General features: G+C 60.1%; 28 protein-coding genes and 1 pseudogene. 14 read left to right on the top strand and 15 right to left on the bottom strand.

Translation table 11 applies throughout. The features are described 5' to 3' along the window. Positions 1-57 precede the first annotated feature (57 nt). On the top strand, positions 58-978 hold the full coding sequence (locus tag NKH37_RS00880) for a LysR family transcriptional regulator (protein ID WP_353004595.1): 921 nt from the start codon (positions 58-60) through the stop codon (positions 976-978). A gap of 18 nt (positions 979-996) precedes the next feature. On the opposite strand, the gene argE is transcribed toward NKH37_RS00880, so the two are convergent. Beyond that, positions 997-2,154: an acetylornithine deacetylase gene (argE, locus tag NKH37_RS00875; RefSeq protein ID WP_353004596.1), complete on the bottom strand. Its 1,158-nt coding sequence runs from the start codon at positions 2,152-2,154 to the stop codon at positions 997-999. Positions 2,155-2,574: 420 nt separating this feature from the next. Between argE and NKH37_RS00870 the strand changes: the two genes are divergently transcribed. From NKH37_RS00870 to NKH37_RS00855, 4 genes are all read left to right on the top strand, one after another. Next, complete coding sequence (locus tag NKH37_RS00870) at positions 2,575-3,258, top strand: ABC transporter permease (RefSeq protein ID WP_353004599.1); 684 nt, start codon at positions 2,575-2,577, stop codon at positions 3,256-3,258. Continuing rightward, positions 3,255-3,941, top strand: a complete 687-nt coding sequence (locus NKH37_RS00865; protein WP_353004600.1) for an ABC transporter permease — start codon at positions 3,255-3,257, stop codon at positions 3,939-3,941. Before NKH37_RS00870 ends, NKH37_RS00865 begins: the two co-directional genes overlap by 4 nt. Positions 3,942-4,010: 69 nt before the next feature. Continuing rightward, positions 4,011-4,793 (top strand): transporter substrate-binding domain-containing protein, encoded by a 783-nt coding sequence (locus NKH37_RS00860; RefSeq protein ID WP_353004602.1) that lies wholly within the window; start codon positions 4,011-4,013, stop codon positions 4,791-4,793. Between the two features lie 17 nt (positions 4,794-4,810). Next, positions 4,811-5,569, top strand: a complete 759-nt coding sequence (locus NKH37_RS00855; RefSeq protein ID WP_353004604.1) for an amino acid ABC transporter ATP-binding protein — start codon at positions 4,811-4,813, stop codon at positions 5,567-5,569. 160 nt (positions 5,570-5,729) lie between these two features. Here NKH37_RS00855 and NKH37_RS00850 read toward each other — a convergent pair whose 3' ends face one another. Next, on the bottom strand, positions 5,730-5,957 hold the full coding sequence (locus tag NKH37_RS00850) for a hypothetical protein (protein WP_353004672.1): 228 nt from the start codon (positions 5,955-5,957) through the stop codon (positions 5,730-5,732). A 10-nt stretch (positions 5,958-5,967) separates the two neighbouring features. On the opposite strand from NKH37_RS00850, the gene NKH37_RS00845 reads away from it, so the two are divergent. From NKH37_RS00845 to dusA, 4 genes are all read left to right on the top strand, one after another. Then, positions 5,968-7,443: an NAD-dependent succinate-semialdehyde dehydrogenase gene (locus tag NKH37_RS00845; protein WP_353004606.1), complete on the top strand. Its 1,476-nt coding sequence runs from the start codon at positions 5,968-5,970 to the stop codon at positions 7,441-7,443. Positions 7,444-7,823: 380 nt separating this feature from the next. After that, positions 7,824-9,338, top strand: coding sequence for an aldehyde dehydrogenase family protein (locus NKH37_RS00840; protein ID WP_353004607.1), 1,515 nt, complete (start codon positions 7,824-7,826; stop codon positions 9,336-9,338). 39 nt (positions 9,339-9,377) lie between these two features. Further along, positions 9,378-10,592, top strand: a complete 1,215-nt coding sequence (locus NKH37_RS00835; protein WP_353004609.1) for a pyridoxal phosphate-dependent aminotransferase — start codon at positions 9,378-9,380, stop codon at positions 10,590-10,592. Between the two features lie 264 nt (positions 10,593-10,856). Beyond that, entirely contained in the window at positions 10,857-11,870 is a 1,014-nt protein-coding gene (gene dusA, locus NKH37_RS00830; RefSeq protein ID WP_353004610.1) for a tRNA dihydrouridine(20/20a) synthase DusA, read from the top strand. A gap of 9 nt (positions 11,871-11,879) precedes the next feature. On the opposite strand, the gene NKH37_RS00825 is transcribed toward dusA, so the two are convergent. After that, complete coding sequence (locus tag NKH37_RS00825; protein WP_353004612.1) at positions 11,880-12,584, bottom strand: TIGR02281 family clan AA aspartic protease; 705 nt, start codon at positions 12,582-12,584, stop codon at positions 11,880-11,882. A 13-nt stretch (positions 12,585-12,597) separates the two neighbouring features. Continuing rightward, positions 12,598-12,831, bottom strand: coding sequence for a DUF1289 domain-containing protein (locus tag NKH37_RS00820; RefSeq protein ID WP_031193575.1), 234 nt, complete (start codon positions 12,829-12,831; stop codon positions 12,598-12,600). 174 nt (positions 12,832-13,005) lie between these two features. On the opposite strand from NKH37_RS00820, the gene NKH37_RS00815 reads away from it, so the two are divergent. Next, positions 13,006-14,004 carry a nicotinate-nucleotide--dimethylbenzimidazole phosphoribosyltransferase gene (locus tag NKH37_RS00815; RefSeq protein WP_352482679.1) on the top strand — a complete coding sequence of 333 codons (999 nt, stop codon included), beginning with the start codon at positions 13,006-13,008 and terminating at the stop codon, positions 14,002-14,004. A gap of 4 nt (positions 14,005-14,008) precedes the next feature. Here the strand turns inward: NKH37_RS00815 and NKH37_RS00810 are convergent, their stop codons facing one another. Continuing rightward, the gene (locus NKH37_RS00810) at positions 14,009-15,523 is read right to left on the bottom strand and encodes a sensor histidine kinase (protein WP_353004614.1); all 1,515 of its coding nucleotides are present in this window, start codon (positions 15,521-15,523) and stop codon (positions 14,009-14,011) included. 75 nt (positions 15,524-15,598) lie between these two features. On the opposite strand from NKH37_RS00810, the gene NKH37_RS00805 reads away from it, so the two are divergent. The 4 genes and pseudogenes from NKH37_RS00805 (at position 15,599) to NKH37_RS00790 (ending at position 18,200) form a co-directional block, all read left to right on the top strand. Beyond that, on the top strand, positions 15,599-16,222 hold the full coding sequence (locus tag NKH37_RS00805; protein WP_353004616.1) for a thermonuclease family protein: 624 nt from the start codon (positions 15,599-15,601) through the stop codon (positions 16,220-16,222). A gap of 40 nt (positions 16,223-16,262) precedes the next feature. Continuing rightward, a complete protein-coding gene (locus NKH37_RS00800; RefSeq protein ID WP_353040733.1) occupies positions 16,263-16,874 on the top strand; it encodes a glutathione S-transferase in 612 nt (203 codons plus the stop codon). Beyond that, positions 16,814-17,505 (top strand): annotated as a pseudogene (locus NKH37_RS00795) (uracil-DNA glycosylase family protein). The gene NKH37_RS00800 and the pseudogene NKH37_RS00795 overlap by 61 nt, the downstream one beginning before the upstream one ends. Positions 17,506-17,708: 203 nt before the next feature. Next, on the top strand, positions 17,709-18,200 hold the full coding sequence (locus NKH37_RS00790) for an Lrp/AsnC family transcriptional regulator (protein ID WP_006333679.1): 492 nt from the start codon (positions 17,709-17,711) through the stop codon (positions 18,198-18,200). A gap of 11 nt (positions 18,201-18,211) precedes the next feature. On the opposite strand, the gene NKH37_RS00785 is transcribed toward NKH37_RS00790, so the two are convergent. The 10 genes from NKH37_RS00785 to NKH37_RS00740 form a co-directional block, all read right to left on the bottom strand. Further along, the gene (locus NKH37_RS00785) at positions 18,212-18,784 is read right to left on the bottom strand and encodes a DUF3299 domain-containing protein (protein WP_352587239.1); all 573 of its coding nucleotides are present in this window, start codon (positions 18,782-18,784) and stop codon (positions 18,212-18,214) included. 62 nt (positions 18,785-18,846) lie between these two features. Beyond that, the gene (locus NKH37_RS00780) at positions 18,847-19,230 is read right to left on the bottom strand and encodes a GNAT family N-acetyltransferase (RefSeq protein WP_353004619.1); all 384 of its coding nucleotides are present in this window, start codon (positions 19,228-19,230) and stop codon (positions 18,847-18,849) included. A 155-nt stretch (positions 19,231-19,385) separates the two neighbouring features. Then, positions 19,386-20,090 carry a DNA alkylation repair protein gene (locus tag NKH37_RS00775; protein ID WP_352494635.1) on the bottom strand — a complete coding sequence of 235 codons (705 nt, stop codon included), beginning with the start codon at positions 20,088-20,090 and terminating at the stop codon, positions 19,386-19,388. A 9-nt stretch (positions 20,091-20,099) separates the two neighbouring features. After that, positions 20,100-20,969, bottom strand: coding sequence for an NAD(P)-dependent oxidoreductase (locus NKH37_RS00770; RefSeq protein WP_353004622.1), 870 nt, complete (start codon positions 20,967-20,969; stop codon positions 20,100-20,102). A gap of 64 nt (positions 20,970-21,033) precedes the next feature. After that, positions 21,034-21,861: an ABC transporter permease gene (locus NKH37_RS00765; RefSeq protein ID WP_023717639.1), complete on the bottom strand. Its 828-nt coding sequence runs from the start codon at positions 21,859-21,861 to the stop codon at positions 21,034-21,036. Then, a complete protein-coding gene (locus NKH37_RS00760) occupies positions 21,858-22,571 on the bottom strand; it encodes an ABC transporter permease (RefSeq protein WP_353004624.1) in 714 nt (237 codons plus the stop codon). Before NKH37_RS00760 ends, NKH37_RS00765 begins: the two co-directional genes overlap by 4 nt. Positions 22,572-22,689: 118 nt before the next feature. Continuing rightward, complete coding sequence (locus tag NKH37_RS00755) at positions 22,690-23,472, bottom strand: ABC transporter substrate-binding protein (RefSeq protein WP_292653573.1); 783 nt, start codon at positions 23,470-23,472, stop codon at positions 22,690-22,692. A gap of 212 nt (positions 23,473-23,684) precedes the next feature. Continuing rightward, the gene (gene mobB, locus NKH37_RS00750; protein ID WP_353004627.1) at positions 23,685-24,194 is read right to left on the bottom strand and encodes a molybdopterin-guanine dinucleotide biosynthesis protein B; all 510 of its coding nucleotides are present in this window, start codon (positions 24,192-24,194) and stop codon (positions 23,685-23,687) included. Next, a complete protein-coding gene (gene mobA, locus NKH37_RS00745; protein WP_023717635.1) occupies positions 24,191-24,820 on the bottom strand; it encodes a molybdenum cofactor guanylyltransferase MobA in 630 nt (209 codons plus the stop codon). Before mobA ends, mobB begins: the two co-directional genes overlap by 4 nt. A gap of 64 nt (positions 24,821-24,884) precedes the next feature. Further along, positions 24,885-25,805, bottom strand: a complete 921-nt coding sequence (locus tag NKH37_RS00740; protein WP_023717634.1) for a DMT family transporter — start codon at positions 25,803-25,805, stop codon at positions 24,885-24,887. Positions 25,806-25,923: the final 118 nt, after the last annotated feature.

Genomic DNA, 25,923 nt, shown 5'->3' with positions numbered 1-25,923 from the left:
CATGAAGTCGTGCGGGATTTATCCTGGAGCGGCGGATGCACGGTCGAAAGGCGGAATATGCGTTTAGAAATCCCACCCCTAGACAAGGTCGACATCCGGCTCCTTCGGGTCTTTAAGGCGGTGACCGAATGCAATGGTTTCGCGGCCGCCGAGGAAACGCTCGGCCTGGGCCGATCAACGATCTCAATCCACATATCCGACTTGGAGACGCGCTTCGGCTTGAAGCTTTGCGTTCGCGGTCCTAGTGGGTTCTCTCTGACGCCACAGGGACAGGTCGTGTATGAGGCCACCCTGCGGCTCTTTAGCGAGATCAACAGTTTCAGAACGACAGTCGCCGGGTCCAAGGGGCAGATCATGGGCGAACTGACGATATGGCAGATGGAAAACATTGCCAGCGATCCGCTGAACCCTCTGGTAGGCGCGCTTCAGCGATTTCGCGAGCGCTCGAATGGCGTTGAAATAACCATGAATGTGGTGCCATCCAACGACGTCGAGCGGGGGGTTTATGACGGTCGCTGCGATCTTGGTCTTACCGGAAGCCGGAGCCCACTGAATGGCTTGAAGTACGAGGAGGCCTACTCCGAAAGAATAACGCTTTACTGTGGTTCGAAGCATCCGCTTTTCGGCCGCTCCGAAAGCACGCTGAGCGATGACGACCTGCGTCAGGTGGATTTCGTCCGGCGAGGGTTTGTCACTCAGCAGCAGGAAATGGTCGAAACCAATTGGAACTCTACAGTTGTTTCGATGCACGTCGAGGCGACTCTCCAGTTCATCTTGACGGGTCTCCACATCGGCTATCTTCCTGATCAATACGCTGCCGCATGGGTTGACCTCGGCATACTGCGAAAAATCAATCCGGAACGATTCAGCGTGAATTGGCCGGTGTACGTCGTGTCTCGCGAGAGCAACGCCCCCTCCGTCCTCGTCTCGACGTTTCGAGATGATCTCCTCAGCGAGTCGCGACGCCTGGCAAGCTAGGAAACGAGTTGAGCCACGTCAGAAGAGGGTTTGAACAATCTGCGTCAGCACCCTTTCTCCCTCCTTGAATTGCGTTTTGTCGATAAACTCGTCGACCTGATGAGCCTGGGATATGCTCCCCGGCCCAAAGACAACTGTAGGAAGCCCCGCCGCCTGGAAGAAGCCGGCCTCAGTCGCATATGACACGGCTTTCACGTTCGGCGAGGGGCTGAAGCGGCTTACGAGCTGTTCAGCGGCACTGGAGGCTTCTCTGACAAATGGCGGAATGTCGAAACGCTCGGTGATCTTGATCTCGGAACCGGGGGCTGTCGCACACATTCTGGGAAGCACGACATCCCGTGCAAGATCTGAAATCCGTGCGAGGATAGTTGCAGCCTGCCCGGGCTCCATTGTTCGGGCCTCCATCTGGAAGCTGCACCGTGCGGGAATAACATTTCCAGCGGTGCCTCCTTCGATGACTCCGACTGTGACAGTGGGATGCGGCACGTCGTAGAGTTCGGCATTCGGCGATGGCTGTTCCTCGAACTGCCGGGCAATACGCTCCACCTCGCAAATCAGGCGAGCGGCCGCATGAATGGCGTTGGCGCCCAGGTGTGGAAGACTTGAGTGGGCCGCTTTGCCGAAAATTTCGATCGTCCAATCGAGCGCGCCTTTGTGCGCGCCCACGACCTGCATTTCCGTGGGTTCGCCCACGATGACGGTGAGAGGCTTCGGGACGGACTTCTCGATGTGGCGGACGATCGGTTTCACACCTTCGCAGGAGATCTCTTCGTCATAAGAAAACGCAAGGTGGAGCGGCTTCGTGAGCTCGGCGATGGGAACGGTCGCGGCAAGCGAGAGGGCAAGGGCGAGGAAACCCTTCATGTCCACCGCCCCACGCCCATAGAGGCGCCCATCCGCCTCTCGCAACGCGAATGGGTCGGAAGTCCAGGACTGGTTCCCCGCGGGAACGACGTCCATATGGCCCGACAGGACAATGCCGCCCGGAACCATTGGTCCCAAAGTCATGAGCAGGCTGGTTCGGGTGCCATCGGGCGAGGGGAACCTTTGGATGGTTGCCCCCAAGGATTTGGCGAACGTTTCGACATAATCCGCGATGTCGTGGTTGGATTGGCCTGATAGGGACTTAAATCCCACTAGCTTGGACAGGATTTCGATAGCATCTATAGAGGGCATCCTTCATTCGACCTTTGGTTCCTGGCTGCGACGGCGGTCCAGCCCGAGGGATGAAGCCGCCGTCGCCGTCCGCCGGCAAATGGGAGGATGCCGTTCGTCGCCATGCCAATACTGTGAGTTCGCCGAGTATGAGAGGGCAGGGCTCTGCTGAGCCGTTATCCGGTTCAATACCTCCGAACTACCGAAGACGATCTGGTCCAGTAGAATCTGCGATCGCTTTCATCGAGAACGTTTCCAGTCTCGGGCTCCTCATAGCCGCCATTGGGATGGCGGATGATGTCAAACCTTCAAACGATGGTTTGGGGCTCTTACGTGCGCCGGGAATGCGTAGCGTTCGCCGAGGTAAACTGAAAAATAGTTGTCGACAGTGGACAATTGATTTGTCATGCTCGACCTTGTCAAGGCAGATGAGGTTGCAGATTGGACTGGGCTGGGCAGATCGCGTCGGGAACGATTCTAACCGTCGGACTGGCGCTTGCGACACTTCCGATCGGCCTGTTGTTTGGATTGGCGCTGGCCTTGGCATCGAGGTCGCAAAATCTTTACGTGCGGGTCGCTGCAGCGGTCTACTCGACAGTGTTCCGCGGCTTACCGGAGCTTCTGACGCTGATCGTGATCTATTACGGAGCGCAGGAACTGCTCAATCAGTTCGCTGACGAAATCGGGATCGACGGATTTGGCGAGATCAGCCCGTTTGCAGCCGGCGTATTCTCCTTGGCTCTCGTTTTCGGGGCCTTCTCTGCGGAAGTCTTCCGGTCGGCGCTAAACTCCATTGCGAGCGGCCAGGCCGAGGCCGCTCAGGTGATCGGTCTTACTCGCTTTCAGACGTTCAAGGATGTCATCGCGCCTCAGATGCTGCGAGCGGCGATGCCAGGCCTGTCGAATACGTGGATTGTATTGTTGAAAGATACATCGTTGGTCTCGATCATCGCGCTCAACGACCTCATGCGGACGACCAGCCTCGCGGTATCGAGCACCAAGCAACCGTTCGAGTTCTACGGGACTGCCTGCATAATTTATCTCCTGTTGACCACGGTCTCCGAACGCACCGCGGGCGTTCTCGAGGCACGGCTCTCGCGCGGGTATGCCAGGAGCGCGTCTTGAATTTGTTCCTGCCCGACTTTGCTCCTCAACTTCTTGCCGGTTTTGCCGTCACCTTGAAGATCGTGGCAATATCCGCCTTGCTGGGATTCCTTGCGGCAATTCCGCTGACGCTGGCGCTTCTCAGTGGTCGTGCATCCATTCGTTTCATAGCCAGTTCATACCTGCTCTTTTTCCGCGGTACGCCGCTGCTCGCGCAGCTTTTCCTTGTCTACTACGGAAGCGGTCAGTTCCGCGCAGCTCTAGAGGGTGTCGGCCTCTGGTGGCTATTCGCGGACCCTTTCTTTTGCACGGTCTTGACGTTTTCACTGAACACCGCAGCCTATCAGGCCCAGATTTACCGGGGCGCCATAAACTTGGTAGCGCGCGGACAAACCGAGGCGGCACAGACCCTCGGTTTGTCCCGCTACAACACGTTTATCGACATCTTGATTCCGCAGGCGATGGTCGTCGCAGTGAGACCGCTCGGCAATGAGCTTGTCCTTCTTGTAAAGGCGAGCGCGGTCGCTTCCATCGTCGCCGTCTATGATCTGATGGGCGCCGCCAGATTGGTCTATGCGAGGAGTTTCGAACTAAGCCCATACCTTTGGGCAGGGCTTATCTACATCTGCTGCGTCGAGGTGCTCAGGTTGAGCTGGAATGTCCTTGACCGTCGGTTTCGGCGGCATCTGCCGAACAGCCATTGACAGATGTCTGCGCATCGATAAGTTGGCGACTGTCGACAATAAAACGTGTCGATCCCCCAGGAGGAACAAATGAATTTGAAACGTCTTATGACGGCAGCCGTCTTTGCGGCTGTCTGTTCGGTCAACTCAGCTTACGCACAGCAGGCACTGAAAATAGGAACGGAGGGTGCCTTTCCTCCCTTCAATTTTGTCGACGCGAATGGCGAGCCGCAAGGATTCGAAGTCGATCTCGGTTATGCGATCTGCAAGGCGGCCAAGCTGACTTGCACATTTACCGCCATTGCGTTCGACGGTCTGATTCCTGCACTCAAGGCAAAGAAGATCGATGCGATCATCGCCTCGATGAACATCACCGACGAGCGCAAGAAAGTCATCTCGTTCGTGGGGCCGTATTACGTCGATCCGCCGCGCTTCGTTGGCAAATCTGGATCGCCTGCCGATGTCACCCCGGCGGGGCTTAAGGGCAGAACCATCGGTGTAGCGTCGGGAACGATTAGCGAGAGTTACGTTCGCGACGTTGCCGGGACAACAGCAAAAATCACGAGCTATCCGAGCCTGGACAATGCCCTTCTTGACTTGTCGGCCGACCGCGTCGAACTCGTCCTTGACAACGCAATCGCCCTCTCCGAGGGATTTTTGAAGAAGCCTGAAGGAAAAGGGTTTGAGTTTATCGGACCCGCGCTGTCGGACACCAAGCATTTCGGCATCGGCCCAGGCATTGGAATTCGCCAGAACGATAAGGCTACGGCATCCGCGCTTGCTTCAGGTCTGAAGGCGGTCCAGGACTCCGGCGAGTTCAAAACATTGAGCCAGAAGTATTTTGGCATGGATATCTCTCCGAAGAAGCCATGAGCATTCGGAGCAAGAGCATGGATTCTGAGCGACACACGACCACTCCGGCGATCGATGTCGCCGGAGTGTCCAAGCGATTTGGCCTACACCCGGTTTTGACGGCAATCACCTTGCAGATGCCTGTCGGAAAACGGTTCGTCGTCTGCGGTCCGTCGGGGTCGGGCAAGTCGACCCTTGTACGCTGCATCGTCGGTCTTGAGCGAAGATCCGCGGGCTCAATCAGGGTGGCGGGTCATGATCTCGATCCAGATTGTGCGAACGCAAGACAACTCGCCGGCGACGTTGGAATGGTTTTCCAGCAATTCAATCTTTTCCCGCATCTTACCGTCATGGAAAACCTCATCCTGGCGCCGCGGCGCGTGAAGAAGATGACACCGGCTGCTGCGGAGGAAGTTGCCATGATGCAGCTGAGCAAGGTGCGCGTGGAGCAACTGAAGGATAAGTATCCGTCTCAATTATCAGGAGGTCAGCAGCAACGCGTGGCAATCGCCCGCGCTTTGACGATGCAGCCTGCCGTGATGCTCTTCGACGAGCCAACCTCGGCGCTCGATCCCGAACTGGTGAACGAAGTGCTCGACGTCATGCTGGGTCTTGCCGACGAAGGGATGTCGATGATGATCGTCACGCATGAGATGCGGTTTGCGAGGCAGATCGCCGACCAGATCGTCTTTATGGATCAGGGGGAGATCGTCGAGGTTACGCCGCCCGACTGCTTCTTCAACGCGTCCCAAAATTCCAGAGTGCGTTCTTTTGTGGAAGCCACGACAAGGGGATAGGTGTGTCAGTCGCTAGGCCTTGATGGTTGGAAATACGAAAGCAAATAGAACTCGTGACTGACGTTGCCTGGCAGCATTATTTGATACGCATCCAGAGCTTCTCTACGATATTCCCAAGACAGCGGGTTCCGTCGCGCGCCATCTCCGTCTTTTGGCATCACTAGATCGCAACTGGGATCGGTGGAACTGGTCGTTGCGATCTGGCGGCGAAGCCGATCGACGAACCGAAGGCGATCTGGATCAGCCGGCGGAAACGGCCCGAGGCGTCGCCAAAGGCGAGCGTCAAACTGGCGACCACGTGGGGGTTCGACAGCGAATGGCGCCGCGCGCTCAGGAGCGAGCTCGGCCAAAACCAGGACCAGTCCCCAAGCAAAACCACCGGCACCATGAGGAGTTACATGACCAGTTCCGACCTTGCATCCAAATTGAAAGATGGCACTCTCTTAGTCGACAAAGCCCTGGTGGGCGGGCGCTGGGTGGGAGCCAGCGAAGGATCCATCTTCGCCGTGACCGACCCCGCCACCGGCGAACATATCCTATCAGTCCCAGATCTCGGCGAACTGGAGCTCCAGGAGGCGATCGATATTGCTCACAAAGCACAGAAGAAGTGGGCGAAGCTGACTGGAAAGGAACGAGCATCATACCTTCGAAAGCTGTATGACCTCGTCGTTCAAAATGTCGAAGACCTTGCGGTCATTCTGACAGCAGAAATGGGTAAGCCCCTCCAAGAAGCCCGGACCGAAATTCTCTACGGGGCGTCCTACATTGAGTGGTTCGCCGAGGAAGCAAAACGGATTTACGGCGATGTCATTCCCGGCCATCAGGCTGACAAGCGCATTTTCGTGCTGAAGAGTCCGGTTGGTGTGGTTGGCGCAATTACGCCCTGGAACTTCCCGAGCGCGATGCTCGCGCGGAAACTTTCGCCCGCTTTGGCGGTGGGGTGTTCGGTGGTCGCCAAGCCGGCCGCGCAGACACCATTGTCGGCGCTCGCCCTTGGGGTACTTGCGGAGAGGGCCGGTATCCCGGCGGGCGTGCTGAACATCGTCACATCCACCAACGCAGCAATGGTTGGTTCGGTGCTCTGCGCAAGCGACAAAATTCGAAAGATCTCGTTCACAGGCTCGACGAATGTTGGACGGATCCTCATGAGGCAAGGTGCGGACCAGATCAAGAAGCTCAGCCTTGAGCTTGGCGGCAATGCACCGTTCATCGTTTTCAACGACGCTGATATCGACGCGGCCGTCGAAGGGGCGGTCGTTGCCAAATTCCGCAATGCGGGCCAGACCTGCGTCTGCGCAAACCGCATCTATGTGCAGTCGGGAGTCTACGAGGAGTTTGCGTCGAAACTCGCAGGCCGGGTGCGCAACCTGAAGGTCGGCAATGGCTTTGCCGAAGGGGCGCAAATCGGCCCTCTGATCGATGAAAATGCAGTCAACAAGGTCAATGAGCATCTGCAGGATGCGCTGTCGCATGGCGCGCATATAGCGACAGGCGGGACAAGCGGTGAACAGGGCAAACAGTATTTCTCGCCGACGGTACTGCTCGGTGTCACCTCCAAGATGAAGGTAGCGACGGAGGAAACCTTTGGTCCCCTTGCTCCCCTGTTCTCCTTCGAGACAGAGGAGGAGGTCGTGGCGATGGCAAACAAGACCGAGTTCGGTCTTGCCGGCTATTTCTATTCGCGAGATGTCGCTCGCATATTCCGCGTTGCCGAGGATCTTGAAACTGGGATGGTGGGTATCAACACAGGTTTGATCTCGACCGAGGTCGCTCCGTTTGGCGGCGTGAAGCAATCGGGGATGGGACGGGAAGGCTCGAAATACGGGGCCGACGACTACATCAACATCAAATACATCTGCTTGAGTATTTCGTAGCCGACGATCGAGGCTTGGTAAGCGTGGCGGAATGGGTGCCGCTTGCGGGAATGCCCTCAATCCGGCTCTCGTCGCGGCAATGGCCATGGTGAAGGCTTTGACGTTGGCAATCATCAAACTTTGGTTTGGTGCAACATAATTTCGAATTTCCTCCGGTGATCTAAACAGGGCCAGGTGAGTCTCGGCCTCTCCCGCGCAGCGATGCGGCGAAGCCGGGCTTCCCGTAGACCAAAAGCTCAGAACGGGACGAGGGGGTGCTGAGATCGGCTTCCAGCCTCACCGCCACCATGGGTGATTTCGACGCGCCGGATCTTTTGAGGATCATCATCACCGGCAGGCGCTCTTCGATGCGTCACCGATGGAGGTAAGAAAGCAGAAGCATGAACCAGGACATTGGCAGCTACTTCAATCGGTTCTCCGTCCCGTCCGAGGTCATTTCCTTCGTCTGCCGTCCGATAGGCCATTTCATCGACGGCAAGGAAGTTGATTCAGCCGCCGAAGTCATCGATGTCATCGAACCGTTCACCCGTCAAAGACTGACGGGAATGGCAAGCGGAAATGCAGAAGTTGTCGATCGCGCGGTGCGTTCGTCCCGCAAGGCTCTCAACGGCCGTTGGGGCAGAATGCCGGCGCTGGAACGACAGAAGCTTATCCTGCGATTGGCTGACGCGATCGACGCCGATGCAGATTTCCTGGCCCATCTGGAAACCATCGACGTTGGGAAAGCGATTTCCGACGCAAGGTCCATCGACGTTTTCGGCTCGATCGTAAATTTCGAGTATTTTGCAGGCTGGACGAGCAAGCTGGATGGCAGGACCGCAACCGCAGTCTCCCTACCGGGCGAGACGCTAACCTACACCATCAAAGAGCCGGTCGGGGTGGTCGCGGCAATCATCCCGTGGAATTTCCCGCTCCAGATTCTCTCTTGGAAACTTGCGGCCGCGCTTGCTTGCGGATGCACGGTCGTCTGCAAACCGTCGGAGCTCACGCCTCTCTCGGCAATGAGGGTCGCCCAACTCGCGACCATGGTTGGTTTTCCTGCCGGCGTTATCAACGTCGTCAACGGTTTTGGCCATATCATCGGCCAGGCGTTGGCCGCCCACCCGGGTATCGACAAGCTATCGTTTACTGGTTCGACAGCGGTGGGAACGGCGGTTGGGAAAACCGCACTCGATACGATGAAGCGTCTGACGCTTGAGCTCGGAGGCAAATCGCCTGTTATCGTGACGAGCAAGGCGAACCTGGATAACGCAGCGAACGCTATTTTATCAGGGATATTCATGAATTCCGGCCAGGTCTGCGACGCGGGATCGCGCGTCTACGCCCATGCCAGCGTCCACGACGAATTGGTCGAGAAGCTGAAGGACGGTGCAGAGAGTTTGACAATCGGTCCTGGTTTGGATCCGAACTCCAGGATCACCCCACTCGTCTCGGCGGCGCATCGGGGCCGCGTCCTGGAGCATATCAAGAGCGCGCATTTGGAAGGCGCATTACTCGTTACAGGCGAAGGGCTAGGCGGAACGGGTCGCGAGGACGGCATTCTTCGTCCGACGATCTTCGCTGAATGCTCCGAAGGAATGGGAATTTTCCGCGATGAAATATTCGGCGCCGTTCTGGGCGTTGCACGATTTGAGACCCTTGATGAGGCGGTGGAAAGGGCCAATGCGAGCATCTATGGCCTGGCTGCCGCTGTCTATTCCGACAATGTCGACGAAACAGTGCAGCTCTCCCGGCGGCTCAAAGCCGGGAACATCTACATCAATGCACATGGGCTCCTGGATCCGACCATGCCATTCGGTGGCGTGGGAGCTTCGGGCTTTGGCAAGGACATGGGACCGGAACAACTCGACGGATTCCTGACAACAAAAAGCATCTACCTTCAACTCGGAAAGTGATGCGCAACTACTTCACACAGCGCTTCGGGAGGAGGCAACATGGAAACATTGCGGCGAACTAACACTGATCAGGAGCTGCCACGGTTTTCGGAGCACACTCGGGCCATCGCCAGTGAAGGAGCGGCAGGCTGGGCGACCGCGGACGCGGCGGCGGATGCTGTAGATCGAGGCGAAGACGTTGTCAGCCTCTGCCTTGGGGATACCTCGTTCGACACGCCGACGAGGATATCTGAAGCTGCCATTCAAAGCATCCGAGGCGGTCGGACGCACTACGCTCCGGTTCCGGGCACGCCCGGCCTTCGTCGCAGCATTGCTGCCGCGCAAAAGCGGTTCGATGGGCGTGATTGGAGTGCAGCACAAGCCATTGTATTCGGTGGAGCACAAAATGCTCTTTTCGCCGCCCTGATGACCGTTGCCGGAGCTGGCGACGAGGTGCTCTGCCTCGAGCCTTGGTATGCCACATACGAAGCGGCAATACGCGCCGGTGGAGCAGTGGCCCGGCCCGTCAAACTATCGCTGCAAAATGCATGGCAGAAGATATCCGAGGATATTCTCCGTGCAGCGGTAGGAGATCGAACGCGGGCGATCTTGCTGAACTCCCCAAACAATCCCGGCGGATATGTGTTCGGCAAGCAGGATCTGGAAACCGTTGCGACATTTGCTGAGCGGCACAATCTATGGATCATCAGCGACGAGGTTTACCGCAGCGCAGTCTTTGACGGCGAGTTCCTCTCAGTAACGTCCATTCCCGGCATGACGGAGCGGACCATAATTGTGAACAGCCTGTCCAAGTCTCATGCAATGACTGGCTGGAGGCTAGGATGGACGCTTGGGCCGGTCTCGGCATCAGTTCATTTGGAAAATCTTGCGCAATGCATGCTCTTCGGATCGCCGACCTTTATTCAGGATGCCGCAGCGGTGGCTCTCGATGAGGCGGGTGACGAAGAGATGCGGTTTTTCGCAAGCGAACTCAAGCGCAGACGCGATCTGATGTGCGCTAGGCTCTCCGAGATTCCCCAGCTGAAATTCGCGAGGCCGGGTGGCGGCATGTTCTGTTTCGTCGACGTCAGTGCAACGGGTTTACCCGGCACTGAGTTTGTCGAGCGTCTGTACTCCACGGAACGACTGGCAATCGTGCCGGGCGTCGCGTTTGGGCCGGATATGAAAAACTTCATACGCATCTCTTTCTCGGGCGCTGACTCCGTGATTGAGAGCGGCATGGCACGGCTGAAACGTTTTTGCGCGAAATCGTAGCAACAACGTTCGCGGGATCTGATTTGAGAATACGTCGACATCCGGCGTGTCGAAGTTGGTAACTGCTCGTGGGCGAGCCGCCCGACTATTGATACTGGGCAAGCCATCAGTCTGGGCAAAAGGGGTCTTGAGCGCACAGGTCAATCTGTGCGAGCCATGCTACATCCCCTTCGGCGGTACAACATTTGTTGTACCTTTCGGGAGAAACGGTACAGAATCGGACGAAACGAGACAACCGCAAAAGTGATTTAGAAGGTGTAAGTAGTGGAAAACGAAAGGAAATCGCAGATTGGCGTATCTCGGCGTTTCGCCATCGCACCCATGATGGACTGGACGGACCGGCACTGCCGGTTCTTCCATCACCAATTGACGCGCGAGGCGCTGCTCTACACCGAGATGGTGGTGGCAGATGCGGTCATCCACGGCGCACGCGAGCGGCTGCTCGGCTTCGACGACAGCGAACATCCGGTGGCGCTGCAGCTCGGCGGCGCCGATCCGGGAAAGCTGGCCGAGGCGGGGCGCATCGGCGAAGCCTTCGGCTATGATGAAATCAACCTCAATGTCGGCTGTCCGTCCGACCGCGTCCAGTCGGGCACGTTCGGCGCCTGCCTGATGAAGACGCCGGTGCTCGTCGCGGATTGCGTCGCTGCGATGAAGGCGGCGGTGAAAATACCGGTTACCGTCAAGTGCCGCATCGGCGTCGACGAGCAGGATCCGGAACCGGCACTCGATGCCTTGGCCGACGGTGTTTTCGCGGCCGGCGCCGACGCGCTGTGGGTGCACGCCCGCAAGGCCTGGCTGGAAGGTCTGAGCCCAAAAGAAAATCGCGACGTCCCACCGCTCGACTATGGCCGCGTCTATCGGCTGAAAGCCAGAAAACAAAACAAATTCATCGGCATCAATGGCGGCATTCAATCTCTTGCAGAGGCGCTGAGGCATCTCGACCATGTCGATGGCGCTATGCTCGGCCGCGCCGCCTATCACACGCCCGGGATACTGACCGGCATCGATGCCGCGTTTTACGGCGGCACGGCTGAGCCGTTCGATTTTGCCGCGCTGATCGATGCCATGGCGGATTACGCGGCACGCCATATCGAGCAGGGTGGACGCCTCGGGCATGTCACCCGGCACATGGTCGGGCTGTTTCACGGCCTGCCCGGTGCACGCCGCTATCGGCAGATCCTTTCCACCGAGGCGACAAAGCCGGGTGCCGGACCGCAGGTGCTCAAGGCGGCTTTCGCAGAAGTCGATTTCGGCAGGACCGCAGAGGCGGCCTGAGGAAAGAAGTTAATCCCGCAAAATCATGCGATCGCCACGGACGTCGAAGCCCGATAGCGAGCCGATGAAATTCATGCCGAGCAGGCTCTGGCCGAGCGTGCCGGGTGCGGCGATCATGATGGGCATGTCCTTGCGCACGATGCCGCCGATCGACAGCTCATCGGTTTTTACGGCGGCGGCGCGTGTCATGCCGTTGGCGGTAGAGATCGGTATGGTGAAGCGGAGAGCCGCCGAATTGAACCCGACCGCCAGTGCGTCCTCGGCGGTCAGCACGGTGCTGGTCGCGCCGGTATCGACAACCGTCAGGATCGGCGTCCCGTTGATCGTGACACGCGCTTCGAAATGGCCGTTGCCGGCCTTGTCCAGGGTGACGGTGGCATGGCCTTCGTCCACGCCCAGTGCCAGCGGACTGCCGGGAACAAAGCCGGCGGTGACGCGGCTGGCGAAATCCTGCAACTCATAGCGGTACTGATAGCCGGCGATCAGCGCCAGCACGATGGCACCCCAGGCGCCGAGGCTGCGGGCCATGGTGCCTAACGGCCTGCCCGATCTGAGCAGGCCGGCGCCGACGAGCGCCGCTAAAGCGCCAAGCCAGATCAGCTGGCTGAAATCGTAATTCTCAATGCCAAACGTGCTGCCGGCGGAATTGTTGAGCATGAGCAGGAGCACACCCGCCCCGATCGCGACGATCAGAATCCACAACAGTCGGTTCATCTCTGCGGCCGGTTCACGAGAGGGCGTCGCGTTCGCGTGCCATGCGGCTGCGACGGGTTTCCCGGCGGGGGCGTCGCTCGACTGTTTCCAGCCTTGCCGGCAGCTCGGCCATGACGCTGCGGCGGGTTTGCGGGGTCATGTCGATCCAGGCGGCGATTTCCTCGCGCGTGCGCCCGCAACCGAAACAGAAACCGGTTTTCATGTCGATCGAGCAGACCAGGATGCACGGGGATTCAATGGCCGTCATGAGGATTTCCTTGGCTAGCCTCCACATGGTGCAACGACAAAGTCAATGCAAGCCCTCCGGGGTGCGCCGCCAACAAGTGCTTTCGCGTCAATACCGCCAAGTTACGCCGAGGTTGTGCCGGCTGGCCAAGGCGGCTATGCCGCTCACCAATTCACAGGGACGATCGCCATCGACATGACCAGCGCGCTGCCTTTCGACGATTTTCGCGACCTTCTGGTGAGCCTGCCGCCGGCAGATATGGCGGCCAACGCCCGCGTGCGCCAGTTGTTTGCCAAGGCAGACAAGCCCAAAGGCTCGCTCGGCCGCATCGAGGACGTCGCCGCCTGGCTCGCCGGCTGGAGCGGCCGCGCGCCACCGGCGGTGACGCGGCCATTGGTGGCGCTCTTTGCCGGCAATCATGGCGTCACCCGCCACGGCATTTCGCCGCGCCCCGCCGCCGCCACGGCAAATGCGGTCGAGCTCTGCGCCGCCGGCGGTGCAGCGATCAACCAGATCTGCATCGCCAACGATCTCGGCTTGAAGGTGTTCGATCTGGCTCTGCACATTCCAACAGCCGACATCACCGAGGACGCGGCACTGGACGAGCGCGGTTGCGCCGCCACCATGGCCTTCGGCATGGAAGCGATTGCCGGCGGCACCGACCTGCTTTGCCTTGGCGACCTCGGCGTCGGCAATTCGACTGTCGCCGCGGCTCTTTGCGCGGCGCTGTTCGGCGGCACCGGTGCCGACTGGGTCGGCCCTGGATCGGGGGCCAACGCAGCGATGCAGAGGCGCAAGGCGGAGGTGGTCGATGCCGCGATGGCGTTTCACGGCGCGAGCCTCAAGGATCCGCTGGAAGCGCTTCGCCGGGTCGGTGGACGGGAATTCGCAGCGATCTGCGGCGCCATTCTGGCGGCGCGGATGCAGAAGATCCCGGTGCTGCTCGATGGGTTTGCGGTGACCGCGGCCGCTGCCGCCCTATATGCCGCCAACCCCGCCGCGCTCGATCATTGTCTCCTCGCAAGCCTATCGCCGGAGCCGGGCCATGCCAAGGCCGCCGAGCGCCTCGGCCTTCGCGCGCTGCTCGATCTGGGCGTCAGCCAGGGCGAGGGGGTAGGGGCGGCTCTTGCCGCTGGACTGGTCAAGGCGGCCGCGCTGACCAGCTCCGGCATGGCAGCCGCGGTCCGCGGTTAAGCATTCAGCGCCGGCGCGAAGCAACCGCCCTGGTCGGCAGCGCCGGCAGTTCCTCCATCACCCGGCTCAGCGGGAAGATGGCGATCGCCTCGGTGCCTTCGCGTAGCCTGGAATGGAGCTGGAATTCGCCGCCATGCATGGCCAGCAGGCCCTGCACGATCGGCAGGCCAAGCCCGGTGCCCTGTTCGGCGCTCTTGATGGCGATCGAGCCCTGGCCGAAGGCCGAGAGTACGATCGGGATCTCGTCTTCCGGTATGCCCGGCCCATTGTCCTTGACGGAGAGATATTGCCCGCCGCCCGCCGTCCAGCCGACGCGCACGCGGATTTCGCCGCCGGTCGCGGTGAACTTGATGGCATTGGACAAGAGGTTGAGCGCAATCTGCCGCACCGCGCGTTCGTCGGCGAACAGGCGCGGCAAGGCGTTTTCGAAATCCTGGACGATGCGGATGTCCTTGTTGCGGGCCTTCAGCTCCATCATGTGGCAGCAATCCTCGACGACGGAGAGCAGCATCATCGGCTCCTCATTGAGCTGGTAGCGACCCGCTTCGATGCGCGACAAGTCGAGGATTTCGTTGATCAGGTCGAGCAGATGCTGTCCGGAGTCATGCACGTCGCGGGCATAGTCGCGATAGGTCGGGTTGCTCATCGGGCCGAGCACCTCGTTGGCCATCACTTCGGAAAAGCCGAGAATGGCGTTGAGCGGCGTGCGCAGTTCGTGACTCATCGAGGCCAGGAAACGTGATTTCGCCAGATTTGCGTCTTCCGCCCGCCGCCGTGCCTCGTCCGACATCGATTTCGCCGTCTCCAGTTCGGCGATCAGCGCATCCTTTTCGGAGCGGAACGACAGCAGCATCAGCGAGGAACGGTTGAGCTGGCGCGCCACATAGGCGAAGAAAGGCAGCGAAGCGATCAGCAAACCTGCCATGATCACTTCGACGGGCAGCCATAGTTTCGCACTGGCATAGGCATAGATGGCGACCGGGAGGGCGAAGGTCGCCAACAGCGCACCGCGCAGGGACGATGCCAGGATCGCGGTTGCCGACATGGCGAGCAGCAGCACCACCGCCTTGGCGACCTGGAACTGATCGATTTGGCAAGTTTCGCAGCCGAGCCATGCGAACCAGGCCCAGCCAAGCCCGCAAAGAAAATGGCCGATCAGGAAATCCCTATGCGTTTCCAGCGGGTTGAGCTCGGACGTTTGCGTGACGCGTCTCGCCATGAACGCAACGATGGTATAGCAGATGAATGTGAACAGCGCCCAGACGCCGATCTCCTTGCCGATGCCCGCGAGCAAGCCTGCGGCGGCCGTTGCCAGAACGAGCAGCGGGATGACGATCACGCCGCCGGTCATCGACAGCGCGTGGAGCTTCAACAGCTCGCGGTCGAAGTCGGGATTTCCGGCTTGCTGCGAAAGACGGTCGCGCGTCTTGCGCACCGCGCGCGCGACATCGCTGTTGCGATGGCGTTTCCTGCGGTCCACAATAAACTTGTCCGCCGTGGTCGAGCGTTGCAGGGGCATGAAGTCTTCAATTTACGCGGGCAGCAATTTCAAATCGTTAAGCTACGTTCGAATGATTAACCAACGGTTTGCCATATGAGCCGTTCGTGGTCGCGATGGCCGCGCGAGCGATACTATGCGCCGCGTCCGCGAAGCCTGTGGCGCAGGCTGATGGACTATGGGCTGACGCTCATCGTGCTTGGCCTGCTGATCCTCCTGGCGGCGCGCCTCGACCGGGTGGAGACGCGCAAGACGGAGGGCGCGGCGATTGTCAATGACGGCGATAGCATCACCCTCGGCAGCGAGCGTGTCCGCATGCGTGGCATCGATGCGCCGGAATATTCGCAGATCTGCCGCAAGGACGGTGCCGACTATCCCTGCGGCAAGCTCGCGCGGCAGTCCCTGGTGCGGTTGATTGCCGGCAAAGCGGTTTCCTGCAGCGGCTGGCAGCGCGACCGCTACGGCAGGCTGCTCGGCGATTGCAAGGTCGGCGGCAAGGATCTCAACCGCGCTCAGGTCGAGGCCGGCTGGGCGGTCGCCTTTGGCGACTTCGAGACCGAGGAAGCCGCTGCGCGCGCAGGCAAGGCCGGCATCTGGGCCGGAACTTTCGACGAGCCGAAGAACTGGCGCGAGAGCCACGGGCACGAGCTGGTCGAAAGAAAACACGGGACCTTGGCGTCGATCGGCGACGCCCTGCGGGAGATTTTTCGCTTCTGGTGAGCTGCGCCTATAATTCGTCGTACGGACGAGGAGGATAGAGATGAAGCTGTTCGACGGCGGGCGCGCGCCCAATCCACGTCGGGTTCGGATTTTCCTGGCTGAAAAGGGAGTTGAAGTTCCGCTGGTGCCGGTCGACATGGGTGCGCTGGAGCACAAAGAGCAGCCGGTCAGCTCGCGCAATCCGCTGAAGCGTCTGCCGGTGCTCGAACTCGACGATGGCACCATCATCGCCGAGTCCGTCGCAATCTGCCGTTACTTCGAGGAACTGCACCCCGAGCCGGCTTTGTTCGGGCGTGGTGCGCTGGGCAAGGCAATCGTCGAGATGTGGCAAAGGCGCGTGGAGTTCAATCTGTTCGGCTGCGTCTCCGCGGCGTTCCGGCATATCCATCCCGCAATGAGGGAATGGGAGATCCCGCAAATCCCCGAATGGGGCGAGACCAACAAGCCGAAGGCGATCGAATTCCTGAAATTTCTGGACACTGAGCTCGCCGGCAGGGAATTCGTCGCCGGCGATACCTATTCGATCGCCGACATCACCGGGCTGGTCGCCATCGACTTCATGAAGCCGGCTCGCATCAAGGTACCCGAAGAGTGCACCAACGTGCTGCGCTGGTATCGGGCAATCTCAAGCCGGCCGAGTGCCGCCGCCTGACAATGAGTTCCGAATGAGCGAAGAGTTGGAAGCCTTGGCAGCGAGGGTACGCGCCTGCCGCATCTGCGTCGATAAGCCGGCCGGCAGGCCATTGCCGCACCAGCCGCGTCCGGTGCTCAGGCCATCTTCGAGCGCCCGCATCCTGATCGCCAGCCAGGCGCCGGGTACCAAGGTCCACGTGTCAGGCATGCCGTTCACCGACGCCTCCGGCGACCGGCTGCGAAGCTGGCTCGGCGTCGGCAGCGAGGAATTCTATGACACGGACAAGTTTGCCGTTGTGCCGATGGGCTTTTGCTTTCCGGGTCAGGACGCCAAGGGCGCCGACCTGCCGCCGCGCCGCGAATGTGCGCCGGCCTGGCGCGTATCGCTGATGGCGCTGATGCCGCAAGTCGATCTGGTGCTGACGATCGGCATCTACGCGCAAAGCTGGCATATGGGCGCGGCGCGCCGTCCCTCGCTGACAGAAACAGTCTTGGACTGGCGCGCCATCTGGGCGGCACCGACTGACCCGAAAGTCCTGCCGCTGCCGCACCCGTCCTGGCGCAACACCGGCTGGCTGAAGCGCAATCCATGGTTTGAAATGGATTTGCTGCCATTTCTAAGATCGGAAATCCGCTATCGCATCGGCTAGGCATTCAGCAAGAAATCACTCGCTTTCGTGCTATCCAACAGAATTTCTTTCTTGTAAAAGGCCATGACAAGAGGGAATATGGTAATCTATTCCTCGAAGCGCGTAGCGCATGAGGGGACGCGCTTTAAATTCTTGTTTTTATGCATATCGTTGTGCCAAAGCCGCTGCGCACTTTGGACGACTTGCATCAGGGGGAGCACCCAATGGACCGCCTCGATAGAAAAATCCTCCGCCTCCTGCAGGAGGATGCGACGCTTGCGGTCGCCGACGTCGCCAAGAAGGTCGGCCTGTCGACGACGCCGTGCTGGCGGCGCATCCAGAAGCTCGAGGAAGAGGGCGTCATCAAGCGGCGCGTCGCCATCCTCGACCATGAAAAGGTCAATGTGCGGGTCACGGTGTTTGTGTCGATCCGCACCAATTCGCACAGCCATGAATGGCTGCGGCGCTTTTCGGAGGTCATCCAGGAATTTCCCGAAGTGGTCGAATTCTACCGCATGAGCGGCGATGTCGACTATCTCTTGCGCGTCGTGGTGCCCGACATCGCCGCCTACGACGCCTTCTACAAGCGGCTGATCGCCAAGATCGAGATCCGCGACGTGTCGTCTTCCTTCGCCATGGAGCAGATCAAATACACCACCGAGATGCCGCTGGATTACATGGTGCTCGACAAGGAGTCCGGCGCCAACGCCGCTTGAGATTCTTCTGCTTAGTTCTTCTTTTTGTTGAGGAAAGTCCAGGGCGAGTTGACCGGCAGCGTGATCGTGTCCGGCACGGTGTCGACGTTGACCACCTCGGCCTTGCGCACAGTGTAGCCCGACTGGATGACACTGACGCCATCAAGGATGAAAAGCTGGCTCTTCTCCATGCCTGGCTCTAGTGCGCCAGTTATCGAAACCGGCTGGTAGGCCTCGGACATCCGGTAGGGTTGCGCAGGCGTAACGAGGACGATCTGGTTGGGCGGCGGCGTCGGCATATGGCTGCAGGCCCCTGTCCAGGGCACCAGCAGGAATTGATAGACGAGATCACCGTCGCGATCGACCGGCAGTGCGTAGCCCGCGAGCTGCACGGTCTGGTCCTGCAAATCGTGAGAGAGCGTTTCGCCATGATCCGGCATTTTGGCCGCGATCATTGGCAGTCCGACGCTTTCGGCGGCTGCCTGGGTCGCCGGGCGCAGATCCTTCCAGAAAATATGCATGGTTCCGGCGGAAGCGCTTGCCGCGATCGCGGACGCCAACAAGGCAGTTGCCATGATCGTGCCTGATTTAAAACGGTTGCTCATCGCTGCTCCGCCGTTGAGCCTTGATCTGCGGACATCAAGTAAAGCTGCCGCTGCCTCACAGGTCAACGCTCAAGCCGCATCACATGCCGGCGCGAGCCGGTCATGCCGATCTCGCGAAAGCCGCGGGCGGCGAACGTGTCCCGAAAACCCATAAAGCTGTAGCTCGGCGACGCCTGGTCGACCGGATAGGCTTCGATCGTCCTGGCGCCTTTGGCAAAGGCGTGATCGATGGCCGCGTCGAGCAATGCGCTTGCCAGCCCGCCACCGCGCAGCGCTCTCGGTACATAGAAGCAGACGATCGACCAGATGCCCATCTCGCTATCGTCCTGCTGCCGCGACAGCCTGCGGTAGGTCTCGCGCGGCGCGACCGAGCACCAGCCGACGGTCCGGCCATTGATCTGGGCGACAATGCCGACCGGCGTGCCAGCCTCGATCAGCGCCATCATCGCGCGTTTCTTCTCGTCGTTCTCGACATGCTCGCGGCGGTCGAGGTCGCCAGGCCATGCACCAGCAATATTTCGGCCCGCCTGGTTGCTCGAACAGGTTTTCGAAATCAGCGCGCGTCGATTGCGTCACCTCCGTGAAGCGCACTTTGCTCAGGTCAAGCTTTTCTGGCGGCGAGCCGTTCGAGCGTCTTGGCATCGGAAAGTTCCTTCACGGCGTCCTTGCCGATCCAGCGCGCAGTCCTGTCTGTCGAGGCCGCTAGTTTTTGCGCCAGGGCAAGGGCAGGGCCGTGCAAATTCATCGATCGTTTGCCGATCGAACGAAGCGCCCAGTTCACCGCCTTCTTCACAAAATTGCGGCCGTCGGTCGCATGCGCTTCGATGATCGACAGGAATTCGAGGAAGGTCGCCTCGGGTTCCTTCTTCCGGTGGACCACCGACCAAGCCATCATCGCAAACGCCGTGCGCCGAACGAATTCCCGTTCGTCGACCGCGAATTCGGCGATCAATTCCCTCCAGCAATCCGTATCGACAAAGAGATCGGAGACCCCGTCGACGATATCCCACGAGTCGAAAGTCGCCGCCCATCGTCTTGCATCCGCAGCGGAGAACCGCTCCGGATCGGCTGTCACGGAAGCGATGAACTGCGCCTCCATGATGCCTGTCTGCCAAAGCTCGAAGGCACGCTCATGGTTGCGCTTGATTTTCTTGGCAATCTGCCGCTGCACGCCATGCGAGATACCGAGCGCACGTTCGATCTTGATGCCGTAGCGCAGCATGCCAAGTCGATTTTCCTCCGAGGCGATCGAGCGCAGATGAGCGACGATTTCGTCGGCGCTGGATTGAGGCGAAAGCTCGGCCACGGTGAAATCCTATTTCTCCAGCCGCGTCAGCAGCGAGGACGTGTCCCAGCGCTTGCCGCCAATCGCCTGCACGTCCTTGTAAAACTGGTCGACAAGTGCCGTCACCGGCAGTTTGGCGCCGTTGCGGTCGGCCTCGGCGAGGCAGATGCCAAGATCCTTGCGCATCCAGTCGACGGCGAAGCCGAAATCATATTTGCCGGCATTCATCGTCTTGTGGCGGTTCTCCATCTGCCAGGAACCGGCCGCGCCCTTGGAAATCACCTCGATCACCTTTTCGATGTCGAGCCCGGCCTGCTTGCCGAAATGGATACCTTCGGCCAGTCCCTGAACGAGGCCGGCGATGCAGATCTGGTTGATCATCTTGGTGAGCTGGCCAGCCCCAGCCGGTCCCATCAACCCGACCATGCGGGCATAAGCATCTATGACCGGCTTGGCCCTGTCGAAGGCGTCTGGCTCGCCGCCGACCATCACGGTCAGCACGCCGTTCTCAGCGCCTGCCTGACCGCCGGAGACCGGAGCGTCGAGGGACGAAAACCCGAGCGCTTGCGCCTGCTGCGCCAGTTCGCGCGCGACCTCGGCCGATGCCGTGGTGTTGTCGACGAAGATGGCGCCCTTCTTCACTGAATTGAAGGCGCCTCCGGCGCCGGTCGTCACCGAGCGCAGATCGTCGTCATTGCCGACGCAGGAAAAAACGAAGTCCTTGCCCTCGGCCGCCTCTGCCGGCGTCACGGCGAAGCTGCCGCCATGCTGGGCAACCCACTGCTCGGCCTTGGCCCTGGTGCGGTTGTAGACAGTGACGTCGTGACCGCCCTTGTTCTTGAGATGCCCGGCCATCGGATAACCCATGACGCCAAGACCGAGAAATGCCACCGAAGCCATGTTTTCGAATCCCTTAGAAACCTGCTTTGCGGCCTTCTTATCGGATCAGGCAAGGGGATGGGAGTCAGCGGTGCAGATGGATGGTGATACGCCGTTCGATCCACTCGACGCCGTGGCGCAATGTTTCGACGATGACCAGATAGATGATCGCCGCCCAGATATACGACTGAAAGTCGAAGGTGCGCGCATAAGTGAGCCGGGTGATGCCCATCAAATCGTAGACCGTGATGATGGCGACGATTGCCGAGCCCTTGATCATCAGGATGATCTCGTTGCCATAAGGGCGCAGCGCCACAATCAGCGCCTGCGGCAGGATGATTTTCCACATCGTCTGCAGTTTGTGCAGGCCGAGCGAGGCGGCACCTTCCCATTGGCCCCTTGGCACGCTCTCGATCGCGCCACGCAAAATCTCGGCCTGGTAGGCGGCCGTATTCAGCGAAAAGGCGAAGATCGCGCAGTTGAACGCTTCGCGGAAGAAGCCCCACAGGCCGACCATCTCGAGCTCCGGTCGGAAGGAGCCGACCCCGTAGTAGACCAGGAAGGTCTGCGCCAACAGCGGCGTGCCGCGAAAGAAATAGACATAGGCATAGGCGAACCCCGAAAGGATCGGATTGTTCGACATACGTGCATAGGCGATCGGCACCGACAGGATCGCACCAAGCACAATCGAGATGGCAACCAGCAGCAGGGTGATGCCAAGGCCGGATATGTAGCCGGGTGCATATTTCTGGAAGAACTCCGGGTTCCACGCAGTGACCAGGTAGACGACCACGCCAATGCCGAGAGCGATCCACAGGCCGACCAGGACATGGCCGAGGATGCGTTGGCGCGACCAGCCGCGTGCGGGCGGCGGCGGCCGGTCAACCTTCAGCGTGTCGGTGGCCAGGCTCATCTCTTGACCTCGCTGCCGCCAACCGCTCGTTCGATCGCATTGATGCCGAAGGAGGAGACGATCGCTAGCAGGAGATAGATCAGGCCGGCAAAACCGTAAAACAGGAAGGCGTGCTTGGTGACGCGAGCGGCAACCCCGCTCTGCCGGAGGATCTCGTTGAGGCCGACGGCCGAGACGAGCGCGGTGTCCTTGAGCAGGATCAGCCAAAGATTGGCAAGTCCGGGCAATGCGATGCGGATCAACTGCGGCAGTACGATCAGCCGCATCGTCTGGCCGCTGGACAGGCCAACCGAATAGCCTCCCTCATATTGCCCTTTTGGAATCGCGCGGAAGGCGGATAAAAACACCTCGCTGGAATAAGAAGAGAAAATGAAGCACAGCGCGATCATCCCGGCGACGAAGCTGTTGACGTCGGCCGATGTCCCGGGGCTCACCAGCCGGACAATGTATTGCAGGATCAATGGGATGCCGAAGAAGATCAGAAACAGCGTGAGCAGCTCGGGTATTCCGCGAAAGATCGTGGTGTAGATGTTCCCGGCCAGTCTCAGCGACGGCTCTTGCGACTGTTTGGCCAGCGCCACGAAAAAGCCGAGCGTCAGCCCGAAGGGCAGCGTGGCCAGCGCAAGACATACTGTGACAAACACACCCGCGGCGATGTCGTCGAGCCAGCCTTCGGGTCCCCAACTGAGAAGCGTCAGTGCGCTCTGCATCCGCCTGCCTGTTCTCCTTAAGGCTCTTTGCGGCCCGAACCGCGTCACCCCTCGTGCGCGGCATCCTTATAAGAACGGCGGGAATCTCCCGCCGTTCACATCGTCCTATGTCGGTCGATCAGGACTCGCCGCCATAGACGTCGAATTTGAAGTACTTGTCGTTGATTTCCTTGTACTTTCCGTTCGCGCGGATGGCGTCGATCGCCGCATTGAACTGGTTGACCAGATCGGTCTCGCCCTTGCGCACGGCAATGCCGGCGCCCGGACCGTGGATTTCGATAACCGGCTGGATTGTGCCGACCAGCTTACAGCAGGCGCCGTCCGGCGAATCCAGCCATTGCTGCAGCACGACGACGTCGTCATTGGCGGCATCGAGCCTGCCATTGGCCAGATCGAGCTGGTATTCCTGCGCGGTCGGATACGGCTTGACGGTGCTGTCGGTATAAGTCTTGGTCGAATAGTTGAAATGCGTGGTGGACGCCTGCACGCCGATCGTCTTGCCGGCCAAATCTTCCTTGGTGACACCCTTGATATCAGTGTCCTTAGGCGCGGCGATTGCCGGCGGCGTATTGTAATATTTGTGGGTGAAGTCGACCTTCTCGGCGCGTTCCGGGGTGATCGACATAGACGCGACAATGGCGTCGAACTTGCCTGCCTGAAGGGCTGGAATGATGCCGTCCCAGTCCTGCGCGACAAAAGTGCACTTCACCTTCATCTCGTCGCACAGTGCCTTGGCGATATCGATATCGAAGCCCACGAGCTGGCCGTCGGCGGTGAGGTTGTTGAATGGCGGATACGCTCCTTCGGTGCCGATCCTCAAGGTTTTTTCCTGGGCCTGGGCAACGCCAAGCGTCAGCAGCGCAGCCGATGCGGCGAGCGCGATACGCAGTGCAATACGCATAATGGTCCTCTCTGTTGGTCCCGGCCGTCGTTCCCGAACGGCTCTGTGGGCGGTGCTTTTGACCGCCCGCTGGCGCGATACTCCCATTCTTTCCCAAGAAAAAGCAACTGCAAAACCGCCGCTTGAGGGAAGGTCATGTTCAGAAAACGGTGACGCTGGGTCAAACGCCTAAATGGAGAGAAAGTGGCGGGAAGCTCCCCGCGGCCGCGATCTCAGCGCGTCAGGCCGGTGGCGCGCTCGATGAAGTCGGCTATCGAATTCGCATCGTCGAGATCAAAGACCGGCAGGTCTTCCCCCACAATGGCGAAATCGGAGGCGATGGCGATAATGTGTGGATCGCCTGCCGAGAGCGGTGTCCGGTCCTTGGCCTCGAGCCGTCGCGTCTCGATTTTCTTGTGGGCCTCGCGCTTGTAGCCCTCGACCAGCACGATGTCGGAGGGTGCCAGCCGTGACAGGATCGCCTCCAGCGTCGGCTCGTCCTCGCCACGCAATTCGTGCATCAGCGCCCAGCGCCTGCCCGACACGATCGCCACCTCCATCGCTCCCGCCTGGCGATGGCGAAAGCTATCCGCTCCAGGTTTGTCGATGTCGAAATCATGATGGGCGTGTTTTACAGTCGACACTTTCCAGCTGCGCCGGACGAGTTCGGCTACCAGCTTTTCGGTCAATGTCGTCTTGCCGGAGTTCTTCCAGCCAGTGATGCCGAAGATACGTCTGTTCATGGCTCGATGCTCTGCAACAGATGCGCGGCCCGGGCAAGGTCGTCGGGAGTGTTGATGTTGAAGAAGGGATCGATCTCGGCCCCTCTGGATTTCAGGATGGGAAAATCCACTTCGACAAAACCGTGCCGGTCGATGAACGCCGAAACGCGCCGGTTGTCTTCCTCGACGAGAAATTGGCGCAAGGCCTGGTCGAGCCCCAGCGGCCAGAGCGCAAACGTCGGATGCCGTTTGCCGCCGGAACAGGCAACGGCGATCGAGCCCGGGCGTGCATAGGCTGCCGCGAGCAGCCGCTCGACCATATCCTTGGGCAGGAAAGGCGTATCGCCTGCAGCCGTGACCAGCGCCTGGCAAGTGGTGTCGGAAGCCCATTCGAGGCCGGTCAGGATCCCGGCAAGCGGCCCGGCATAACCCTTGACGGTGTCGGCAAGCACGGGAAGCCCCGTCGCGGCAAACCGTGCCGGATCGCCATTGGCGTTGAGCGCCAGCGGGCCGACCTGCGGGCCAAGGCGCGAAACGACACGGTCGAGCAGGGTCCAATCGCCAAGCGCAAGCAGCGTCTTGTCGCCGCCGCCCATCCGGCTCGACCGGCCGCCGGCCAGAATGATCCCTGCGATATCTCGGCCCATCGTTTGCTGCTAGACCCTATGACCAAATCAAGTTTTCAAATCAGACGGTCGTCAACGGTCGCGCCTATATGCCGTCCGGCGCCATGTCCGGTCCAGCGCTTTCGGCAGCTGTCTTTCGCCGGCCGACGATCCGTTCGCGGTAGAGCGCATAGAGGCCTGAGGCGATGATGATCGTGGCACCGACGATCATCGGCAGATCGGGGACATCGCCGAAGATCGTGAAGCCAAGCAGGATCGACCAGAGCAGGGCGGTGTAGCGGAACGGCGCGATGAAGGAGATATCGCCCACCCGCATCGCCATGATGATGAACTGGTAGCCAATGAGCACGAGCACCGCCGCCAGCGCCAGGAATGCCGTGCTTTTTCCCGTCATCGGCGTCCAACCGCCCATCGGCGAAAGCAATGCTGCGCCCAGAACGGTCATGGCAAGAGCGGTGGCGGTCGACACCAGCAATGTCGGAATTGCCTGCGGAATCCGCTTGGTGGCGAGGTCGCGCACCGCGCAGCATGCCACGCTAGCCAGTGCCAGCAGAGAAAACATGCTGAACCCTTCGAAGCCCGGCCGCACAATGATCAGCACGCCGGCAAAACCGACGGCAATGGCCAGCCAGCGCCGCCAGCCGACGCCCTCGTTGAACACAAGCGCGGCGCCCATCGTCACAGCCAGCGGCAGCGCCTGCAGCACGGCGGACACATTGGCGATCGGAAGATGTGCCAGAGCAACCAGGAACGACACCGTGGCGCCGGCCTCGCTGGCGACGCGCAGCGCAACTGTCGGCTGCAGCATCGAGCCAGGCCGGGCAAGCGCGCCGCGTTGCCACGCAAGCAGGGCAACGAAAAGCGAAGCGAAGGCGCCGCGGATCAGCATGACCTGCGCCATGTTCATCGATTCCGACGAGAATTTGGTGATTGCATCGTTGAGGGTGAAACCAATCATGGCCACCATCATGAACAACGCGCCGCGCAGATTTGGCGAAAGAGGCAAGGCGATTACCGGGTGAGTCCTGCAGCAAGCGTCTAGCAGGCACCCGCAAAACAGCAACGTCAAAGGGCTGGGCCACAGCCTTTCTGTGGCCCGTGACATCTACCTCGCAAGAGCGGCA

It is taken from the genome of Mesorhizobium sp. M1217 (genome assembly GCF_040318275.1).
In the GTDB taxonomy this organism is placed as follows: Bacteria; Pseudomonadota; Alphaproteobacteria; order Rhizobiales; family Rhizobiaceae; genus Mesorhizobium.
The sequence above is the reverse complement of the archived record's forward strand: the minus strand, read 5'-3'. Positions and strand labels throughout refer to the sequence as shown.

Coding starts and splice junctions, on each gene's coding strand:
- NKH37_RS00880 (WP_353004595.1), top strand. CDS start 58: ATGCGTTTAGAAATCCCACCCCTAGACAAGGTCGACATCCGGCTCCTT.
- argE (WP_353004596.1), bottom strand. CDS start 2,154: ATGCCCTCTATAGATGCTATCGAAATCCTGTCCAAGCTAGTGGGATTT.
- NKH37_RS00860 (WP_353004602.1), top strand. CDS start 4,011: ATGAATTTGAAACGTCTTATGACGGCAGCCGTCTTTGCGGCTGTCTGT.
- NKH37_RS00855 (WP_353004604.1), top strand. CDS start 4,811: ATGGATTCTGAGCGACACACGACCACTCCGGCGATCGATGTCGCCGGA.
- NKH37_RS00850 (WP_353004672.1), bottom strand. CDS start 5,957: ATGGTGCCGGTGGTTTTGCTTGGGGACTGGTCCTGGTTTTGGCCGAGC.
- NKH37_RS00845 (WP_353004606.1), top strand. CDS start 5,968: ATGACCAGTTCCGACCTTGCATCCAAATTGAAAGATGGCACTCTCTTA.
- NKH37_RS00840 (WP_353004607.1), top strand. CDS start 7,824: ATGAACCAGGACATTGGCAGCTACTTCAATCGGTTCTCCGTCCCGTCC.
- NKH37_RS00835 (WP_353004609.1), top strand. CDS start 9,378: ATGGAAACATTGCGGCGAACTAACACTGATCAGGAGCTGCCACGGTTT.
- NKH37_RS00825 (WP_353004612.1), bottom strand. CDS start 12,584: ATGAACCGACTGTTGTGGATTCTGATCGTCGCGATCGGGGCGGGTGTG.
- NKH37_RS00820 (WP_031193575.1), bottom strand. CDS start 12,831: ATGACGGCCATTGAATCCCCGTGCATCCTGGTCTGCTCGATCGACATG.
- NKH37_RS00815 (WP_352482679.1), top strand. CDS start 13,006: ATGACCAGCGCGCTGCCTTTCGACGATTTTCGCGACCTTCTGGTGAGC.
- NKH37_RS00810 (WP_353004614.1), bottom strand. CDS start 15,523: ATGCCCCTGCAACGCTCGACCACGGCGGACAAGTTTATTGTGGACCGC.
- NKH37_RS00805 (WP_353004616.1), top strand. CDS start 15,599: ATGAGCCGTTCGTGGTCGCGATGGCCGCGCGAGCGATACTATGCGCCG.
- NKH37_RS00800 (WP_353040733.1), top strand. CDS start 16,263: ATGAAGCTGTTCGACGGCGGGCGCGCGCCCAATCCACGTCGGGTTCGG.
- NKH37_RS00790 (WP_006333679.1), top strand. CDS start 17,709: ATGGACCGCCTCGATAGAAAAATCCTCCGCCTCCTGCAGGAGGATGCG.
- NKH37_RS00785 (WP_352587239.1), bottom strand. CDS start 18,784: ATGAGCAACCGTTTTAAATCAGGCACGATCATGGCAACTGCCTTGTTG.
- NKH37_RS00780 (WP_353004619.1), bottom strand. CDS start 19,230: ATGATGGCGCTGATCGAGGCTGGCACGCCGGTCGGCATTGTCGCCCAG.
- NKH37_RS00770 (WP_353004622.1), bottom strand. CDS start 20,969: ATGGCTTCGGTGGCATTTCTCGGTCTTGGCGTCATGGGTTATCCGATG.
- NKH37_RS00765 (WP_023717639.1), bottom strand. CDS start 21,861: ATGAGCCTGGCCACCGACACGCTGAAGGTTGACCGGCCGCCGCCGCCC.
- NKH37_RS00760 (WP_353004624.1), bottom strand. CDS start 22,571: ATGCAGAGCGCACTGACGCTTCTCAGTTGGGGACCCGAAGGCTGGCTC.
- NKH37_RS00755 (WP_292653573.1), bottom strand. CDS start 23,472: ATGCGTATTGCACTGCGTATCGCGCTCGCCGCATCGGCTGCGCTGCTG.
- mobB (WP_353004627.1), bottom strand. CDS start 24,194: ATGAACAGACGTATCTTCGGCATCACTGGCTGGAAGAACTCCGGCAAG.
- mobA (WP_023717635.1), bottom strand. CDS start 24,820: ATGGGCCGAGATATCGCAGGGATCATTCTGGCCGGCGGCCGGTCGAGC.